The 17,259-nt window shown below is 69.9% G+C and carries 17 protein-coding genes; 12 read left to right on the forward strand and 5 right to left on the reverse strand.

From position 1 onward, the window contains the following. Nucleotides 1-10 precede the first annotated feature (10 nt). Nucleotides 11-463, reverse strand: a complete 453-nt coding sequence (locus ACIQCH_RS00735; RefSeq protein WP_402576438.1) for a MerR family transcriptional regulator — start codon at nt 461-463, stop codon at nt 11-13. Between the two features lie 67 nt (nt 464-530). Here ACIQCH_RS00735 and ACIQCH_RS00740 point away from each other — a divergent pair, with 67 nt between their 5' ends. Further along, nucleotides 531-1,676 (forward strand): alkene reductase, encoded by a 1,146-nt coding sequence (locus tag ACIQCH_RS00740; protein WP_402576440.1) that lies wholly within the window; start codon nt 531-533, stop codon nt 1,674-1,676. 240 nt (nt 1,677-1,916) lie between these two features. Then, the gene (locus ACIQCH_RS00745) at nt 1,917-2,465 is read left to right on the forward strand and encodes a hypothetical protein (RefSeq protein WP_402576442.1); all 549 of its coding nucleotides are present in this window, start codon (nt 1,917-1,919) and stop codon (nt 2,463-2,465) included. A 232-nt stretch (nt 2,466-2,697) separates the two neighbouring features. On the opposite strand, the gene ACIQCH_RS00750 is transcribed toward ACIQCH_RS00745, so the two are convergent. Continuing rightward, a complete protein-coding gene (locus ACIQCH_RS00750) occupies nt 2,698-3,441 on the reverse strand; it encodes a class I SAM-dependent DNA methyltransferase (protein ID WP_402576444.1) in 744 nt (247 codons plus the stop codon). Nucleotides 3,442-3,543: 102 nt separating this feature from the next. Beyond that, nucleotides 3,544-4,602 (reverse strand): GlxA family transcriptional regulator, encoded by a 1,059-nt coding sequence (locus ACIQCH_RS00755; RefSeq protein WP_402576446.1) that lies wholly within the window; start codon nt 4,600-4,602, stop codon nt 3,544-3,546. Between the two features lie 104 nt (nt 4,603-4,706). Here ACIQCH_RS00755 and ACIQCH_RS00760 point away from each other — a divergent pair, with 104 nt between their 5' ends. Together ACIQCH_RS00760 and ACIQCH_RS00765 are read left to right on the forward strand one after the other, a co-directional pair. Next, nucleotides 4,707-5,426: an HD domain-containing protein gene (locus ACIQCH_RS00760; RefSeq protein ID WP_402576448.1), complete on the forward strand. Its 720-nt coding sequence runs from the start codon at nt 4,707-4,709 to the stop codon at nt 5,424-5,426. 282 nt (nt 5,427-5,708) lie between these two features. Continuing rightward, entirely contained in the window at nt 5,709-6,176 is a 468-nt protein-coding gene (locus tag ACIQCH_RS00765) for a MarR family winged helix-turn-helix transcriptional regulator (protein WP_402576450.1), read from the forward strand. Nucleotides 6,177-6,734: 558 nt separating this feature from the next. Here the strand turns inward: ACIQCH_RS00765 and ACIQCH_RS00770 are convergent. Then, nucleotides 6,735-7,190 carry a winged helix-turn-helix transcriptional regulator gene (locus ACIQCH_RS00770; RefSeq protein WP_402576452.1) on the reverse strand — a complete coding sequence of 152 codons (456 nt, stop codon included), beginning with the start codon at nt 7,188-7,190 and terminating at the stop codon, nt 6,735-6,737. 284 nt (nt 7,191-7,474) lie between these two features. On the opposite strand from ACIQCH_RS00770, the gene ACIQCH_RS00775 reads away from it, so the two are divergent. From ACIQCH_RS00775 to ACIQCH_RS00785, 3 genes are all read left to right on the forward strand, one after another. Beyond that, the gene (locus tag ACIQCH_RS00775; protein ID WP_402576454.1) at nt 7,475-7,867 is read left to right on the forward strand and encodes a DUF4267 domain-containing protein; all 393 of its coding nucleotides are present in this window, start codon (nt 7,475-7,477) and stop codon (nt 7,865-7,867) included. Between the two features lie 598 nt (nt 7,868-8,465). Then, entirely contained in the window at nt 8,466-9,407 is a 942-nt protein-coding gene (locus ACIQCH_RS00780; RefSeq protein ID WP_402576456.1) for an endonuclease/exonuclease/phosphatase family protein, read from the forward strand. A 46-nt stretch (nt 9,408-9,453) separates the two neighbouring features. Further along, nucleotides 9,454-10,548 (forward strand): hypothetical protein, encoded by a 1,095-nt coding sequence (locus tag ACIQCH_RS00785; protein ID WP_402576458.1) that lies wholly within the window; start codon nt 9,454-9,456, stop codon nt 10,546-10,548. Nucleotides 10,549-10,649: 101 nt separating this feature from the next. Here ACIQCH_RS00785 and ACIQCH_RS00790 read toward each other — a convergent pair whose 3' ends face one another. Next, a complete protein-coding gene (locus ACIQCH_RS00790; protein WP_402576460.1) occupies nt 10,650-11,483 on the reverse strand; it encodes a PIG-L family deacetylase in 834 nt (277 codons plus the stop codon). Between the two features lie 234 nt (nt 11,484-11,717). Here ACIQCH_RS00790 and ACIQCH_RS00795 point away from each other — a divergent pair, with 234 nt between their 5' ends. The 5 genes from ACIQCH_RS00795 to ACIQCH_RS00815 all read left to right on the forward strand — a co-directional run bounded on the left by ACIQCH_RS00795 (nt 11,718) and on the right by ACIQCH_RS00815 (nt 16,907). Beyond that, nucleotides 11,718-12,047: a DUF6191 domain-containing protein gene (locus ACIQCH_RS00795; RefSeq protein ID WP_402576462.1), complete on the forward strand. Its 330-nt coding sequence runs from the start codon at nt 11,718-11,720 to the stop codon at nt 12,045-12,047. A gap of 158 nt (nt 12,048-12,205) precedes the next feature. Then, nucleotides 12,206-12,433 (forward strand): hypothetical protein, encoded by a 228-nt coding sequence (locus tag ACIQCH_RS00800; RefSeq protein WP_402576464.1) that lies wholly within the window; start codon nt 12,206-12,208, stop codon nt 12,431-12,433. 441 nt (nt 12,434-12,874) lie between these two features. Then, complete coding sequence (locus ACIQCH_RS00805) at nt 12,875-14,803, forward strand: S41 family peptidase (protein ID WP_402576466.1); 1,929 nt, start codon at nt 12,875-12,877, stop codon at nt 14,801-14,803. 330 nt (nt 14,804-15,133) lie between these two features. Next, entirely contained in the window at nt 15,134-15,697 is a 564-nt protein-coding gene (locus tag ACIQCH_RS00810; protein ID WP_402576468.1) for an SMI1/KNR4 family protein, read from the forward strand. A gap of 697 nt (nt 15,698-16,394) precedes the next feature. Next, nucleotides 16,395-16,907, forward strand: coding sequence for a hypothetical protein (locus ACIQCH_RS00815; RefSeq protein ID WP_402576470.1), 513 nt, complete (start codon nt 16,395-16,397; stop codon nt 16,905-16,907). Nucleotides 16,908-17,259: the final 352 nt, after the last annotated feature.

A 17,259-nucleotide genomic window follows, 5' to 3' on the forward strand; every position in this document is an offset into this window, starting at 1 on the left:
GAGGCGGCCGTCACCCCGATCCGTCGCTTCCTCCAGCGGCGGCTGGCGCCGGCAGGCCCCGTCCTTCAGCGGCATCGGCGGGTTCGAGTCGGAGGTCGGAGCGGAGGAGGGAAGAAGCGGTTGAGATGACTTCGTCGAGGACGTCGCGAGAGCGGATCAGGTCGGCGATGGTGTGGTTGATGCGGTCGCGCTCCGCACTGAGCTCGTCGACCAGCTGCGGGGTCGCCAACTCGCTCGGACCGCCGTCCGTGTCCCGCATGCAGGGCAATAGCTGTGCGATCTTCTTGCTGTTGAGCCCGGCCGCGTAGAGGGCCTGGACGCGGATGACGCGGTCGACCGCCCATTCGCCGAAACGGCGTTGCCCCCCGGGCGTGCGCTCGGACGCCAGGAGGCCCTGCGTCTCGTAGTAGCGCAGCGATCTCTCGCTCACCCCGCTGCGCCGGGCGAGTTCACCGATCCGCACTTCCCCACCCCCGTATGCCGGTGCCGGACTTGACTCTGACGTCGGTGTCAACTTCTACCGTACGGGCATGACGAACGCACCTGTCGAGTCCCGCCTCTTCGAGTCCGCCCTCCTCGGTCCGCTGGAGCTGCCGAACCGTCTGGTCATGGCACCGATGACCCGCAACCGCGCCACGGCCGACGGCGTCCCCCGGCCCATCATGGCCACCTACTACGCGCAGCGCGCCTCCGCCGGCCTGATCATCGCCGAGGCCTCGACGCCGAACGCCGTCGGGCAGACCTACCCGAACATCACCGCCATCCACGACGAAGCCCATGTGGAGGGGTGGCGAAAGGTCACCGACGCCGTGCGCGCGGCCGGTGGCCGGATGTTCCTCCAGCTGCAGCACGGGGGGCGGGTCGGTCACCCGGACAACAGCGGCCTCGTGCCCGTCGCCCCCTCGCCCGTCCCCCTCCCGGAGCCGATCCACACGCCGAAGGGTCGCCAGGCCGCCGTCGTGCCGCGGGAGATGACCACCGCGGAGATCCACTCCACCGTGGCGGACTTCGCCGCGGCGGCCCGCAAGGCCGTCGACGCCGGTTTCGCCGGTGTGGAGGTGCACGCCGCCAACGGCTACCTGCTGCACCAGTTCCTGGCCAAGGGCAGCAATCACCGCACCGACGGGTACGGCGGGTCCGTGGCCGGCCGCATCCGCTTCACGGTCGAGGTGGTGCGGGCCGTCGCCGATGCGGTCGGCGCCGAGCGGGTCGGCGTACGGATCGCGCCCGGCCTGACCGTCAACGGCATCGAGGAGGGCGACACCGAGGACATCTACCCGGCCCTGGTCGCCGCCCTGACCGACATCGGGCCGGCCTACCTGCACCTGGTGTTCGCCGACCCCGACCAGCCGCTCTTCCGGGACCTCCGCAGGGCCTGGCCGGGCACGCTGATCGCGAACCCGGTGCTGGGCTGGGGACAGCCCCTGCCGGCCGACGGGGGCCGCCGGGCCGCCGAGCGACTCCTGGCCGCCGGCGCGGACCTCGTCTCCCTGGGTCGCTCCTTCCTCGCCAATCCCGACCTCGTCGAACGCCTGCGGACCGGCGCACCGATCAACCAGGTCCGTGAAGAGGGGCTGATGTACACGGGCGGTGCGGACGGCTACACCGACTACCCGGCTCTGCCCCGCCTCACGCCCGAGTCCGCCGCCCTCCCCGCGCTCGCCGGCCGGTCGTAGCCCCCACGTGCGCGGGAAGGCGCTACAGCCCCCGGCAGCAGCGAGCCCCCCGGCCGGGTACGACATCCACCGGAAAGCCTTTTCATGCCCCCCGGACCGCTCGCGGCGGGGCCGGCGGGCGGGGTGGTCCGCCGCAAGGTGCCGAACGCCGGCCCGGGGATTCGTTCCTTGTCGTACCGACGGTGTAGAACACCGTCAAGCGAATGCGCGTGCGGCAACGCCATGTGTGAAGGGACCTGCATGCACTCCACCAGACACTGCTTCGGTGCGATCGCGGTCCTCGTCGTGCTCGGTACCACGCTCAGTGCCTGCGGCTCGAGCGGGGACGCAGCGGGTCATGTGCCGTCGAACTCCGCGACGCCGACCGGTGGGCCGGCGAGCGGTTTCGAGCGGGAGGGCGCCTATGACGGCACTGGACGTGACTGCAGCAGGCCGCCGACGTTCCGTCCTGGCGTGAGGTTGGTCCAGGTGAGCGCCCGCCGCGGCCGCGACGTGGAAGCAGTGAGTGTCAAGCCGGACTGCACGGCGGAGGGGTGGATCCATCGCGTCGAAGGAGAGCCTGCCACCTACCCGCTTCCTGCGGGAGTCGTGGCCGAGCTGGCCCTGTCCACCGGCCCGGGCACATACGCGCGCGTGGACAAGTTCGAGCTCGTGCGGCACATCGACGACTGCATGGCCCACGCATATGACGTCGTACAGCCACCCTATGCCTGCCACGACAACATCTTCGAGGTCACGCTGGACGCGCAGGGCAAGATCCGGACGATACGCGAGCGCTGGGTGGCCTGAGCCTCGCCGGCTATCGGACGTCGTTCCGGGGTTCGGGCCCGTGTGGCGGTACGCGGCACTCACCCGGCCGCGGTGGCCTTCCGGCGCCAGCGCAGGTGCCCGGCCGCACGACTTGCTCCCGTTTCGGCCCCTCCCGCTCGGCCAGCCCCGGACACTGCCCGGATGCGCCCTCCCTGCAGGTCATCGCAACCCGGGTGACGATGCCGGAAACGGCGCCCGGTCCGAACCGAAGCTACTGAGTTTGTGGGATTCGGTAGACAGAGACGTGAGAACGCGACTCGGCGGTGAATGCCGCGCCAGCCCAGTCCGCATGCCTGCTCTCCAGCTCGAATCCGGCCAATTGGGCCATGAGGTCGAGTTCGGCCGGCCAGATGTAGCGGTGGGGACTGCGGAACAGCCTGGCCTGCGTGGTCCCGTCGAACCGGAAGTGGTGCGACACGACGTGCTGATGCAGGACGTCGTAGGTGTCCAGACCGATGTAGCCGGGCTCGGACTGCCAGACGGTAGCCGTCTGGCCCGGTGGGAGCCTGCGCAGTTCAGGGACCCAGAGCTCGACCACGAATCGACCACCCGGTGCGAGGTGGCGGGCAGCGTTACGGAAGCACTCGACCTGCTCGGCCTGGGTGAGCAGATTGGAGATCGTGTTGTACACGAGGTAGACCAGCGTGTACTCCCCGGGCGCGACGGTGGTCGCCATGTCACCCATGACTACGGGGATCGTCGCCTCATCCACCTTGGTGCGCAATTGCTCCACCATCGGCAGCGACAACTCGATACCGGTGACAGGGATGCCTCGTGCGGCGAGCGGGACGGCTACCCGACCGGTCCCGATGGCGAACTCAAGAGCCGCTCCCTCCCTCCCGAGATGAGCGAGGCGGTCCACGGTCGGCCCCAACACCTCAGGTGCGGACATGCCGGATCCGGGCGTGTCGTAGCGGCGGGCGGTATCGGCGTCCCAGATTTCCTCCTGCTGCATTTGCCCAACGCTCGCCGCTGGCCTGAGCGCTGTCCAGCGATTTTCCGCTCCGCTCCCAGGGCTCAAGAGTAGGTATTGACTGCTGGAAGGCCGCCCTCCACGTTACGGACACCTACGCAACCCATCGTTCCTGCTCGGCAGCGATCCCGGCACTCCCACGCTCGGTAAGGCCGACTTCGACTGGGGAGTGTCCGGGGATCTTGTGTCCTGCTGTCGGAAGGCGGCGCGGTAGGCATGGGGAGAGGTGCCGGTGTGGCGGGTGAAGTGGTGGCGCAGGGTCGCCGGTGAACCGAATCCGGTCCGGTCGGCGAGGAGCGTGATGGGCGTGTCGGTGGTCTCCAGCAGCTGTCGGGCCCGGTGGATGCGGGCGTGCAGGAGCCACTGCAACGGAGTGGTTCCGGTCTGCGCGCGGAACCAGCGGTTGAGCGTGCGGACACTGATCCTGGCGTGGTCGGCGATGTCGGCGAGGGTGAGCGGCCGGTCGAGGCGGCTTTCCATCCAGTGCATGACGGGCTGCAGGGCGCTGAGATCGGTCGGGTCCGTGGGCCGTTCGATGTATTGGGCCTGGCCCCCGTCGCGTTGGAGCGGCATGACGACGCGGCGGGCGGTGGCGGCGGCGAGCGCTGCGCCGAGGTCACGGCGTACCAGATGGAGGCTCAGGTCGAGTCCGGCAGCCACCCCGGCCGAAGTGATCAGATGGCCGTGATCGACGAACAGGACGGCGGGATCGACGTCGACGCGCGGATAGCGGCGGGCGAACTCGTCGGCGTACTGCCAGTGGGTGGTGGCGCGGTACCCGTCCAGCAGGCCGGTGGCGGCCAGCGTGAAGGCGCCGACGCACACCGAGGCCAGACGTGCCCCCTGCGCCGCCGCCCGCTCCAGCGCATCGGTGACGGTCGAGGGCTGCGGGGCCAGGAAGCCGGCGTGGGCGGGGATGACGACGGTGTGGGCGCCGACGAGGCCCTCGAGGCCGTACGGGGTGTCGATCCGGAAGGCGCCGTGCTCGGGGGAGGTCGTCGCGCTGCGCCCGGGAGCACAGACCCGAATCTCGTAGCGCGCGGTGCCGGCAGCCTCGTTGGCCGTGCCGAAGACCTGGCCGGGCGTGGCCAGTTCGAAGGGGACGACACCGTCGAGCGCGAGGACAGCCACCCCAAGAGTCATGGCCAGAATTTAGCGCACGACGGCATTGTGGCCGCTGTCCCGGCGGCGCGTGGGGCCGCAGGATCGAGGGCGTTCCCCTTCCGCACACATGAGGAGCTGCTGCGATGGTTGTCGCCCTGCCTGCCGTCCATGACGCGTTCGACCTGCCCCGGACGGAGTTGGCCGCCCGCGCCCTGCGCTACGCCGAGGAAGCGGAGCCCCCGGTCATCTTCCGCCACAGCGTGCGCAGTTACCTCTTCGCCCGGGCGCTCGCGGACCACCACGGGATGAAGGCCGGGGCGGACTTCGACGACGAGCTGATGTTCCTGGGCTGTGTCCTCCACGACTTGGGGCTGTCGGAACAGGGCAACGGCCACCAGCGGTTCGAGGTGGACGGTGCGGACCTGGCAGCCCGCTTCCTCCGCGAACAGGGCGTCGATGAGGAGGCCGTGACGGTGGTGTGGGACGCCATCGCCCTGCACACGTCGGAGGGCATCGCCTCGCGCAAGGGTCCGGAGATCGCACTGGCCCATGCCGGCATCACGGTGGACGTTCTGGGGCGGGGCAAGGAGCTCCTTCCCGACGGGTTCGCCGACCACGTGCACGCCGCGTTCCCCCGCGCCGACCTCGCCTACGCCATCACCGACGTGATCCTCCGTCAGGTGTTGGACGACCCCGCCAAGGCAGGGCCGCTGAGCTTCCCCGGCCAGCTGCTGCGCAGCCACGTGCCGGCCGGCACGCTGCCCGACTGGCACGACCTGATCGACGCGGCCGGCTGGGGCGACCGGCCCACCACTGTCCGGCCCGATGGGCCACGCGACGAGCGAGCCGCCGAATCCCGGTGACAGCGCCCCCCCAACGGAATTGATGCGTTGAGGGTGAGTGCGGGCAGGCCGCGAAGCACCAGGCGCCTGATCGCAAGGGCAAGGCAAGCGGGGGGACCACGCCTCTGGAGGCCGGGTCGGCGGACGGCGCGCGGGGGCAGCAAGCCGGGATCCCGCGGTGGCAATCGAACGCATCCGGAGGATCCCGTGCTTGATCTCAAGGGCACTTGAGGTCTTACCGTTTCCGTACGAGCTGCACGGCGTGCAGGCTCAGTACTCGAATCGCCACGAGGAGGACGTGCCATGACCATCCAGCAGATCTCCGACGCCGATCTCGCCCGCCAGCCCGCTGCCTACTGGACCGGTGTCGCCTACGAGGCGCTGATCGCGTTCACCCGCGCCCGGCAGGCCGAGAGGGGTTACACACAGCCCCAGTTCTGGCTGCTGCGCAACCTGTCGGAGAACGACATCTCCCCCGATGGCCAGGGGATGACGGTGTCCGAGCTGCGGAAGGCCATGTCCACCTACATCCGGCCCGAGGACGACCTGGCGGCGGAATCCGACGTGCTCGTGGAGCGCGGCTGGCTCACCCGGGACGCCGAGGACCGGCTGTGGCTTACCGAGGAAGGGGAACAGGCCCGGGTAGCCCTCGCCCGTAATGCCCCCGCCATCCGCGCCGCCCTCCACGAGGGCATCGACGACTCCGACTACGTCACGACGGTGAAGGTGCTCCAGCGGCTGATCCGCAACGCGGGTGGGCCGGTCGGCTAGGGCACCCGGCCCAGGGGTACCCCCTGGGCCGCGGATCGGGGACCGGTCGTGTCGCCGCCGGTCCTGCCGGGATCGACCGCGTCATGAACCCCGTCAAGCAGACCGCCGCGGCCCGCTCCGGCGGCGCCGTCCACGCGTGTGCCGAGGTGAAGTGGTACGGCTCCCATTTCCACCCCGTGGACGGCGCCACCCATGTCCGACTGGCCCATCGCCCGCGCCAAACGCGATCGCTGGTCGCCGCCGTCAGCGTCAGCAGGGTGGCTCGCTGTCGCTCGGGCAGGCACCGGCGACCTGCCCCATCAGCGCGCGGGTCCGCTGGATCAGCTGCTCAGTGGGCTGGCAGGCAAGGTGGTCATGCGCGAGTCGAAGTCGAGCTGTACCAAGAGGCTCTTGCCGACGGCGCTGTCGTGCGCGGTCTTCGTGAACGGCGCCCACTCGTGGACCGGCGGAGCCGCCGCGCTGGTGACCCTTCAGCCGGCCGATCAGGTGCGAACCGCAAGCGCGGAGTCCGCCGCGCTCGGCACCACGACCACGGCGCAAGACGATCACGGACGCGCGCTACCCCTCCGCGCCGGCTGCCGCGCGTTGGTGTTCCTCCCGGTGCGCGAGCACCTCGCCCATGTGGGCTTCGGCCCAGTCCTTGAGGCCGGCCACGACGTGGTTCAGGGACAGGCCGAGTTCGGTCAGTTCGTAGGTGACGGTGACGGGCACGGTGGGAGTGACGGTCCTGGTGATCAGGCCGTCGACTTCCAGGGAGCGCAGGGTCTGGGTGAGCATCTTCTGGCTGGCGCCGGCGAGCCGGCGGGACAGTTCGGAGTAGCGCATCGACCGGGGCCCGTCCCCGTGGTCGACCCCGGGACGGTAGGGGCCGTCGCTGCCGAGGGCCGCGAGGACCAACGCGACCCACTTGTCGGATATCCGGTCGAGCAGCTGACGGCTGGGGCAGCCCGCCATGAACGCGTTGTAGCTCGTCTTCTCCTCGGCCCGGCGCTGAGCCGCTGTCTGCGTCGACATTGATCGCTCCTTCGGTACTCGAGAGGGGCTTACGCACTTTCAAGTGCCTGCTTCCGCACCGAGGTTAACGAAACCAACATGGAGCTCGGAAACGATCACCCGCCGCAAAGGAACGAAGCCATGAGCGCTGCCACTTCTCGCACCGCCGAGGGCGCCCTCCGCGGCCGCTCCATCGTCTGCCCCTGACCGACCGAGCCGAGTGGGCCACCCGCCACGACCACTGGCACCCAGCGGCCGCCGCTCCCGCCGGCCGGCGCCACACGACACCCCTCAGGAGACCCGCCATGACCGCCAAGCGCCTCGCCATCGTCCTCGCCGTCCTCAGCGGCCTGTTCCTCCTCTACACGGGGGGCGGCTTCCTCCTGGCGCCGCACACGTTGGCCGAAGGGTTCGGGGTGCCGAGCCTGCCGCAGGACGCAGGAGACGGGTTCCTGATGGTCAAGGGCATGCGGGACGTCGGTTTCGGACTGGTGATACTCACGCTCCTGCTGGCCGGCCAGCGCAAGGCACTCGGGCTGGCGATGGCGGCCATGGCAGTCGTCCCGGCCGGCGACATGATCATCGTGCTGAGCCAAGGGGGCCCGGCGGCGACCGCGTTCGGCGTCCACGGCCTGGCCTCGGCGGTCGTCGCCGTGACCGCGGGCCTGCTGCTGCGCGAGCGCCCGGCAGCCGCCTGACGCCTCCACGAAGACGACATCTCCAGGATCCATCCCCGGCAGACATAACTCACCGCCACCCCCACCGCCACGGTCGCCCTCGCTGCAGCCGTCGGCCACCGAAGAGGGACCGGAGCAGGTCGACCCCGCCGCTGGCCGGGAACAGAATCTCAACGACATCCGCGCGATCCAAGGGAAGGCCGTGATCCTCCCAGGCCACCCTCACTCCGCTGCCCGCACAGGTTCACCGTTGCTTCGAGTCACGCAGACCTGCGGCGGCCACGGGGGGATTTCGGAGGCCGTCGCCATGCGATCCCAGACGCTGCCCCCCTTGCTCGCGCCGCGGCAAGCCCACGGCTCTGCTTCGTAGCCCTTTCAATTGAAAGGGCTACGAATCGAAGTCGCGTAACACCACATTCGGCCTGAAACTATAGAGGTCGGCGATTCAAGGGCGTCGACGTCGTGAGGGTGAGCGAAGGCACCCGAGGCACATTCGTCCGCGTGGTCTCGCCGCGGGCGGGAACGTCGACCTCGCCGCCCAAGCCCTGCGCACTGATTTCAGCCCGCCGCACGTCGGGATCGTGCGGGACCGGAGATGAGAGATTCTGGAGGAGTTCCCATGACGACGCTGCGCCTGGCGACCTTCAACGTCGAGAACCTCTTCGCCCGTTGGCGGTTCAAGGACGGGGTGGACCCCGCGGAAGCGAACACGCGCGGGTGGATCGTCGATCAGACCCGCTTCAAGGAACTGGGCATGGACGACAAGGCGATCACCGGAGCGGCGGTTCGTGAGGTCGAAGCGGACGTACTCGCGTTCCAGGAGGTGGAGAACGTCGACACCCTCAAGGCCTTCCGCGACCGGTCGCTCGGCGGGGCCGCGAAGTACCCGTACGTGGCCGGCGTGGACGGCAACGACCTCCGGCTGATCGACGTGGCGGTCCTGTCGAAGCTGCCCATCACGCACATCCGCTCGTACCAACACCTCGTCGATCCGGCCAGCCCCACCGCCCCGCTCTTCTCGCGCGACTGCCTGGAGGTCGACGTCCTGGTCGGGGCGAACGGCGGGCCGGGCACCACGGTGACCCTGTTCGTCAACCACTTCAAGTCCATGAGAGAGGGGCGCAGCCAAACCCGGGCGAAGCGGGAACGGCAGGCCGCCGGGGTCATGGACATCGTCACCCGCCGCTTCGGGCAGTCTCCGGGCGACCATCCGTTCGTGGTCCTCGGTGATCTGAACGACTACCTGCAGACGAACGGAAACGGCAGCTCCGGCATCGACGGCCTGGTCGGCTGGGACCAGGTGGAGAACGTCGTGGCGCGACTCCCCGAAGAAGAGCAGTGGACCCACTTCTTCGCCGGCGGCAACGAGTACCGCCAGCTGGACTACCTGCTCCCGTCGGCCTCGCTCGCCGCCGCGGTGCCCACCGCGACGCCGGAGATCTTCCGCAAGGGGATGCCGCTGCGGGCCGTGCGGTACAAGGGCCCCCGGTTCATGGGTGTCGGCTTCGACCGGCCCAAGGCCTCCGACCACTGCCCGGTGATCTTCGAGCTCGAGGTCTGACGGCCCGGTCCCGCTCAGCCCAGGCCGACCGTACGGAGGTGGAGAGATGGACCCCTACGAAGCGAGAAGGCGCCTGTACACCGCCGAGGAACTGCTCGACGGGTTCGACCCCGACAGCTCCCTGGGGTTCACCTCCACCCGCGACTTCGTCATCTTCCGCAGGTTCGTCCTGGACGGAGCCTCGACGCCCGGCTCACTGGAGGTCCGTCGGCGGCAGGCCGTGCACGACGCGGGCATCTCCTGGGCGCTGGGGGCCCACCTGGACCGATCCCGCCCGCTGGTGGGAGTGATGGGTGGCCACAAGGTGGCCCGTGACGATCCGGCGTACCGTCAGGTGGCCCTGCTCGCACGGCACCTGACCCGGAAGGGTTTCCTCGTCGCGACCGGGGGCGGGCCCGGCGCGATGGAGGCGGCTCATCTGGGGGCGGCCTTCGCGCACGTCGACGTAGCCGCCCTGGACCAGGCCTGCGAAGTACTACGGAGCCACGCCCGGCTGCCCGACCTCTCCCAGCCCCTGTTCGAGCCGGACGGGTCGATCAAGCCGGACCGGAAGGCCGTCCTCGAGGAGGCCAACCGGTGGCTCACCGTGGCGCTGGAGGCGCGGAGGCTGTGCCCGTCGCCCTGCGGGGACAGCCTCGCCATCCCCACCTGGCGCTATGGCCAAGAGCCCACCACGCCCTTCGCGACGGCGTACGCCAAGTACTTCCAGAACAGCATCCGCGAGGAGGCGCTCGTCGCGAAGTCCTGGGCGGGCATCGTCTATGCCCGCGGCGGTGGCGGCACCCTCCGCGAGATCTTCCAGGACGTGGAGGAGAACTACTACGCGGCCGACGCTGCCCGGTTCACCCCGATGATCTTCTTCGACCCCGACGGGTACTGGCAGAACGACCCCGAGATCGGCCCGGACGGCGCCCTCCGCCGCCGGGGCGTCAAGATCGACCACGTGCTCGGCAAGGTCTTCGCGCTCGCCCGTGCCGCGAGCGGCGACACCGAGGCCTGCCTGGCGAAGGTCCGCTTCACCCTCGACGTCGACGAGATCGTCGGCCTGCTGCAGGCCCAGGTGCCGACCGCCGAGGGCAATCTGGCCCTGATGCTGGAGGGCCGCGCCGCCGAGCTGCCCGCTGCCTCCTGGAACCGCTGAGCCGCCCGGGGCCGGCGTCCTCCCGGTCCGCCTGCTGCCGGGCCTTGCGCTGCGCCGGCGCGCGGGTGCGACGCGCGTCCGCCGCACCCTGCCGCGGACGGTCAGCGCAGGCCGGCGAAGAGGTCGTTCTCGGGCACGGCCGCGCCGGTGGTGTCCTGGACGCGGAGGAAGGTCTCCATGCCCATCAGCCGGCCGAACCGCTCCTTGCCCATCCTGAGGAAGAAGATGTTCTCGCCCTGACTGGCGTGGGCGGCCAGCGCGTCGAACTTCTGACCGCTGAACGCGGTGGTGTCCACCCAGGTGGTGATGTCCTCGTCGGGGAGTCCGATCTCGGCCAGCGCGGCGGCCTCGGCAGGGTCCGGCTCCGGCATGTCCTCGTGGAACTCGCGCATGATCTCGCCGAAGCGCTTCATCGCGGAGTGCGGCATCGTCGTCCAGTAGACCTTGGGTGTCAGCCCGGTCATCTCCAGCGCGGCCATCGTGATGCGATGGGCCTGGATGTGGTCGGGGTGCCCGTAGAAGCCGTTCTCGTCATAGGTGACGACGACGTCGGGCAGGTGGCGTCGCATGAGCTCCGCGAGCCGGGCCGCGCCCTCCTCCACGGGCGTCCGCCAAAAGGAACCGGGGGCGTCGTTGCTCGGCCAGCCCATCATCCCCGAGTCGGCGTAGTCCAGCATCTCCAGGTGACTGATCTTCAGGACCTCGCAGCTCGCTTCGAGTTCCCGCCGGCGCAGCAGGGCCACGGCCGCCGGATCGTGCCCGGGATCACCCGGCTTGACACCCCCCGGCCCGTCGCCGCACCCGCCGTCGGTACACGTCACGAGGACCGTGCGGATGCCCTCCGCCGCGTACCGCGCGAGCACCCCTCCCGTTCCGGTGGCCTCGTCGTCGGGGTGGGCGTGCACGGCCATGAGAGTCAAGGGCCGGTCAGTCATGAATGAGTCCTCCAGCACGTACCTGTGGTGGTCCGGTGCGCGGCATCGTTCCGCGGTCCCGGGAGGCCGGAATCCTGCCGGGACGGAAGGCACCGCGTCCACCCGTACGGGGTCCGGCCCCCGGTCGGTGCAACGACGCCGACCGGACCGGCTGTTCCCGACGCGGGGCTCGGCTTGCCCGGCCCGCTGCGATGTCGGCCGGAACACGAGTGCGATGGTGGGCGTTGTCCGTTCATGGTGCGCTTGCTGACAAGCCCGTTCGTGGTGCTGATCGTGGTGATACCGCTGTTCGTTCTGGCGGCCGTCCAGTATGTGGTCCGGCAGGCTCAGCGGCGGGGGTGGCTGCCCGGCCGTTTCCGGGATCGGGAGCTTGGGAGCCGGGGTGCGGGTGCCACGGCCACCGAGGAACTGCATGCTCTGATCTACCCGAGCAAACGGGTCCAGCTGGAGCAACGCCGCATCGAGCTGGTGGTGCGGGATGACGAGCAGGATGGTGCCCCGCGGAGAGCCGGGATCGACCTCGACGCCGGCGTGGCTCGTCTTGAGCGCCGCCGGTCAGCCTGATTCCCCGCACCCGCTGCGAGGATCCCGACGAGCCGTCAGTCCTCCCGTGCCCAGCCGTGGCTACTCAGCGGCGGGAAGGAGACGGCCTTCGACGACCTGTACTGCGACACCCTGCCCTGGGCCGTGGACACCGCAGCGTTCGCGGCCTCAAGATCCCCGTGTCCGGCCAGGTCACCTGGAACACCGGACAGACCTCCGACCTCGACGCCCAACTCAGCACCGACCCCGCCCAGCCCCCGCTCGGCATCGGCATCGACCTCAAGACCGGCCCCCTCGCCGGCGACAAGGCCGCAGCCGTCATCCCCACCCCGGTCTCCGACGTCGACTGCGCCCTGACCGGACTGCAGACGCTCACCGTCCCTGCCCTGGTCATCTCCTTCATCTGAGCCCCCCACCGGCCGGGCGTCCTCCGACGGCGCCGCTGCGGGACGGTAGGAGTCCCTCGCTCGGCCACGCCGCCAGGACGCATCCCTCCCGTCGAAGACCTGCCCCGCCCAGCGGTCGCAGCCCTTCGACCCTGCGCCGTGCGCGGGGTCGAAGGGGCACACCTCGGGTGCCCCGCGGCACCACGCGCGCACCACCGACGGTCGGAGGCGATCGGATGGTCGAAACTCAGGACAAGGCGCGAGGGCAGCCTGAGGCCGGCGGAGACTGCGGCGAGATCCCGTTCGGGGCCGTGACGAAGGCGTGGCGGCTGTGCAGGTCGTCAGTGCGCCGTCCGCAGGTCCTTTCGAGCGAAACAGGGGCGGACGGCTCAGCCGTCGCCCGAAGTCGCCCGATAACCGGGGGCGAAAGGTCCCCCAGACCGTCCCACCTCGGGAGGCACCGTGGCGCACCCCGCCGACAACTCCGCCCAGGACTTCGTCCCCCGGGCCGCAGAATCCGTCCGCGAACACCTGGCCGCGGCCACGGGACTGCCCGACTTCCTCGCCGGAGCAGGCACCCTGACGCTGGCCGAGCGCCTGCTCATCGTCGACCAGGCGCTGCTCATGCTGGACCAGAACTACGTCCACCTGCCACTCAAGGCCGCGATGTACGCGGTCAACCCGGTGCAGCGCCTGCGAGTGCTCCAGCGCCGGCTGGAGCGGCAGACCGAGCAGAGCAAGTCACCGGAGTGGCTGTTCCACGCCGAGATGTCGGAGATCTTCAACTTGGTGCGGGACCTCCACACGAACTACCTGCTCCCCGACCCCTACCGCGGCAAGGTCGCCTTCTTGCCCTTCCTCGTCGAGCACTACGAGGACGACCGGGGCGAGCACTTCCTGGTCAGCCATCTGACCCCGGGCTTCTCCGCCCCTGGCTTCGAGCCCGGCGTCGAGGTCACCCACTGGAGCGGCATCCCCGTCGGCAAGGCCGTCGACCTCAACGCCGCCCGGTTCGCCGGCAGCAACGCGGCCGCCCGCCGCAGCCGCGGCATCGAGTCGCTGACCGTACGGTCGCTCACCAGGCACCTGCCCCCCTTCGAGGAGTGGGTGACCGTGAGCTTCATCGACGGCGCAGGCACCGCGCGCGAGCTGCGGGAGGCCTGGCGCATCGTCGACAACCTCGCGACCCCCGTCGCGGCGGAGGGGCCCTCGGCCGTCGCGCAGCCCGTGGGCCTGGACCTCGACATGGAAGAGATCAACCGTGCCAAGGTGATGCTGTTCGCCCCGAAGGTCGTCGCCCGCCGGAAGGCCCTGGACGCCGGCGAAGCCGCCCCCGAGGTGCACGCCGGGGAGATCTCCACCTCGCTCCCCGAGGTGTTCCGGGCGCAGGAGGTGCAGACGTCCGCCGGTACCTTCGGCTACCTCCGGATCTTCAAGTTCTACCACCCCCCGCAGGAGTTCATCGGCGAGTACCTCGACCTGCTCCAGCGGATGCCGGAACGCGGGCTGATCCTGGACGTCCGGGACAACGGCGGCGGATACGTGCTCAACGCCGAGTTCGCCCTGCAGACCCTCACCCCGCGCCACATCACCCCCGAGCCGGCGCAGTTCATCAACACCCCCCTCAACCTGCGGATCTGCCGCCAGAACCCGGAAGAGCTGGGCGCCTGGCTGCCCTCCATGGAGCAGGCCGTCGAGCTCGGCACGACCTACTCCAGCGCCGTGCCCCTCATCCCGGAAGAGCTCGCCAACAGGATCGGCCAGCAGTACGCCGGCCCGGTCGTCCTCATCACCAACGCCCGCTGCTACTCGGCGACCGACATCTTCGCCGCCGGCTTCCAGGACCACCGGATCGGACCCGTCCTCGGCACCGACGAGAACACCGGTGCCGGCGGCGCCAACGTCTGGGAGCACAAGGACCTGATCGACGCCCTCGCGAACGACCCCGGAACGCCGTACCGGCGGCTGCCGAAGAACGCCAACATGCGCGTGGCGATCCGCCGCACCCTTCGGGTCGGTCCCAACTCCGGCACCCCGGTGGAGGACCTCGGCATCACGCCGGACGAGCACCACCGGATCACCCGCCGGGACCTCCTCGAGGGCAACGTCGACCTCTTCGAGCGCGCCGGGCGGATCCTCGACACGCTCACGCCGCACGCCGTGGCCATCACGGACGCGACCGCGGCCGGCGGTGCCCTGCGGCTCAAGGTCAAGGCCGTCAACATCGACCGGCTGGACGTCTATGTCGACCAGCGCCCGCGCGCCTCCCTCGACCTCTCCGACGGCCAGGCCGACGTCACCGTGCCCGACGCGGCCGCCGCGCGCTCCGCGCGGGTCGAGGGCTTCGTCGGCGGAGAACTCGTCGCCAGCAGGACCGCCCAGCTCAACTAGGACGTGGCCGGCCGGCCGCATCAAGCCCGGGCGGTCACTGAGCGTTTTCAGCTTCGCCCACCCCCCAGGGTGGCCGTGGCCTTCGCTTGAGCCCTGGAAACTCGTCGACAGGGCCCGCCGGGCACAGCGGCTTGTCTGTGAGAAGTCGCGGGCGGGCACTTCGCTGAGGGGCTGACCCTGCGCTTCGGGACGGAAGACGAACGTGGGGAGGAATGGAACACATGCTCGAAGTACCATTCCTGCAAGGTTCTCCGGCCGGCACTTCTCAACCTCCGCAGTGGCGTAGTCGGACGGAGACATCCCTGTGGAGAGGACAGAGGGCAGAGGGCGATGAGTGTGGCTGAGAGCTGGTCGCGTGTGATGGGTCTTCTTCGGGAGCAGGCGCCGGCCGATCACGCGGATCTGCCGGGGCCCGCTACGGAGCAGGTGCTCGCGGCAGCCGAAGAGCGGATGGGGATCTCCCTGCATGGGGACCTGCGGACGTGGCTGTTGCAGAACAATCTGGACCTGCCGGAGCAAGATTTCGACGACGACGTGATGTGCTGCGGCTTCGACGGGTTCCCCGACGAGGGAAGCTTCTTTCTGGGTATCCGGGCGATGGAGAGGCTTTACGCGAACCGTTCCACGTCCTGCGGATTCGACCCTCCGGACCAGCCGGACTACCCGTTCTGGCGGAACGAGTGGATCCCGTTCCTGTCGGACCAGGACGGCTGGAGGGGAAAGTTCATCGATGTGCGGGACGGGCGCGTCGGCCGCTGGTTCGTGGGTGAGATCACGGTCACGGGCGAGTACGAGTCGATGGCCCAGTATTTCGACTCCGTGGCGGAGACGCTGACGAAAATCGCCCGTGGAGGCTTCCCTGTCTGTCGGTTCACCGAAGGTCGTCAGCGTTGACGTTTCAGGGTGCATGAGGCAGGTCGAGTGCGGCAGGATGGGGAACCAACAGGGCTCCTCTGCCGATGGGTTGAGACTTCGAACACCTCCCTCAACGGCACGGGAGCCCTGTGCGTTGCGGTCCTCATCCTGACTCGGCCAGGGTCACTCGATCAGTGACCACTCTGAAAGAGCTCACTGTTCGGGAACGGCAGCCGGCCGGAGGCGACTGAGGCCGTCAAAGTTCTCCCAGTTCGAGGACGGTGTCGCCTTCGTCGTGGGCGTCGAGGTCGCGGAAGGTGTTCCCGTGGGCGGGTTGTCAGTGGGTGCCCTTACGCTCGCCTCCGTGAACGTGGACGATCTCGAGTGGCAGGCGAGCCCGCTGTGCCGGGCGGGGGAGTTCGGCCGTGCCATGGCCGGGCGAGGCTTCCTCGCCCAGAACACACCTCTCGACCGTCCCGAGGACGTGCTCTCCCTGCTGGAGGACCCCGGCGTCGTGCCGCACCACGGCCACGAGGAGTTCCAGCATCGTCTTCCACTTCACGGCAGTCGAGCAGTGGCCGCCCGCCCGAGCCCGCCCCTGTTCCCCGGCACGAGGACGGGTACTCCCCGGAGCCCCCGTTCTCAAGGAGCCCGGGATCGGCTACCAGCGAATCCTCCCCTGTCCCGTATCCAGCCGAGGACCCCGCCTCCCCACCACCGAAGAGGACGCCCCGTCATGAACCGCAGCAGGCAGGCGACCCGCCTCGCCGCGCACCTGTCCCAGATCACCGCCGTCCCCGTCGAGCTGGCCCACGACAGCGGCGCCCGATGGGTCGTCCAGTGGCACGACGGCCCGCACCGCGAGGAGATGCGGGCACACCTCGACGCCGCTCTCGCCGACAGCGACCGATACGCCGCCATGCGCGACCGCACGATCGGCTGCTCGCGCGTCCAGACGCTGCGGGCCTGGGCGGTCCTGGCCGCCGCCGCCCGTCGCGAGGGCGTCCTCGCCTCGGCCGTCGCGGAGATAGCCGGACACAAGGGCGAACAGGAATCCGACGAGGCGGGCGCCCTGTGGCGGTACGTGCGGCAGCTGTGGGAGAACACCTCCTACCCGGAACGGATCGGCGCCCCGGAGGACGTTCCCCTCATCGAGCGACTCGTCGCCGCCAGTCGCCGGGACCATCCGTCAGGACGGTCGAGCACGATCAGCGAGCTGTACATGGCGGAGGCACTCCTTGCGAAATGACGGGGTGCGCCGCCTGGAGGATGCAGAAGCGCCCGGCCCTGAGCGGGTGTACGGGTGTCCCCACCCGCCGCCCCACATGCGCCCGAAGACGTCCGACCCACTCGTTCGAGCGGAGGTGGGCGGGAACGTCGTGGCTCGTACCGGTGGCTGAGGCTGACGGAGGGCCGTCTCGGCGATGTTCCACGACCTGTGGGACGGCGCCGATCCGGCGGACGGGGGATGGGCGGATGCGACGGTCGGAGAGGGGGCGGCGACCGCAGAGGCAGGGCGGCCCGAGGTTCCTGATACGGCCGGCACCGAGCCTTCTGCAACACCCTTGAGGACCGGTTCCGCACCCGGCAGCAGGAAACCA

This window comes from Streptomyces sp. NPDC093225, assembly GCF_044753805.1.
Taxonomy (GTDB): Bacteria; Actinomycetota; Actinomycetes; order Streptomycetales; family Streptomycetaceae; genus Streptomyces.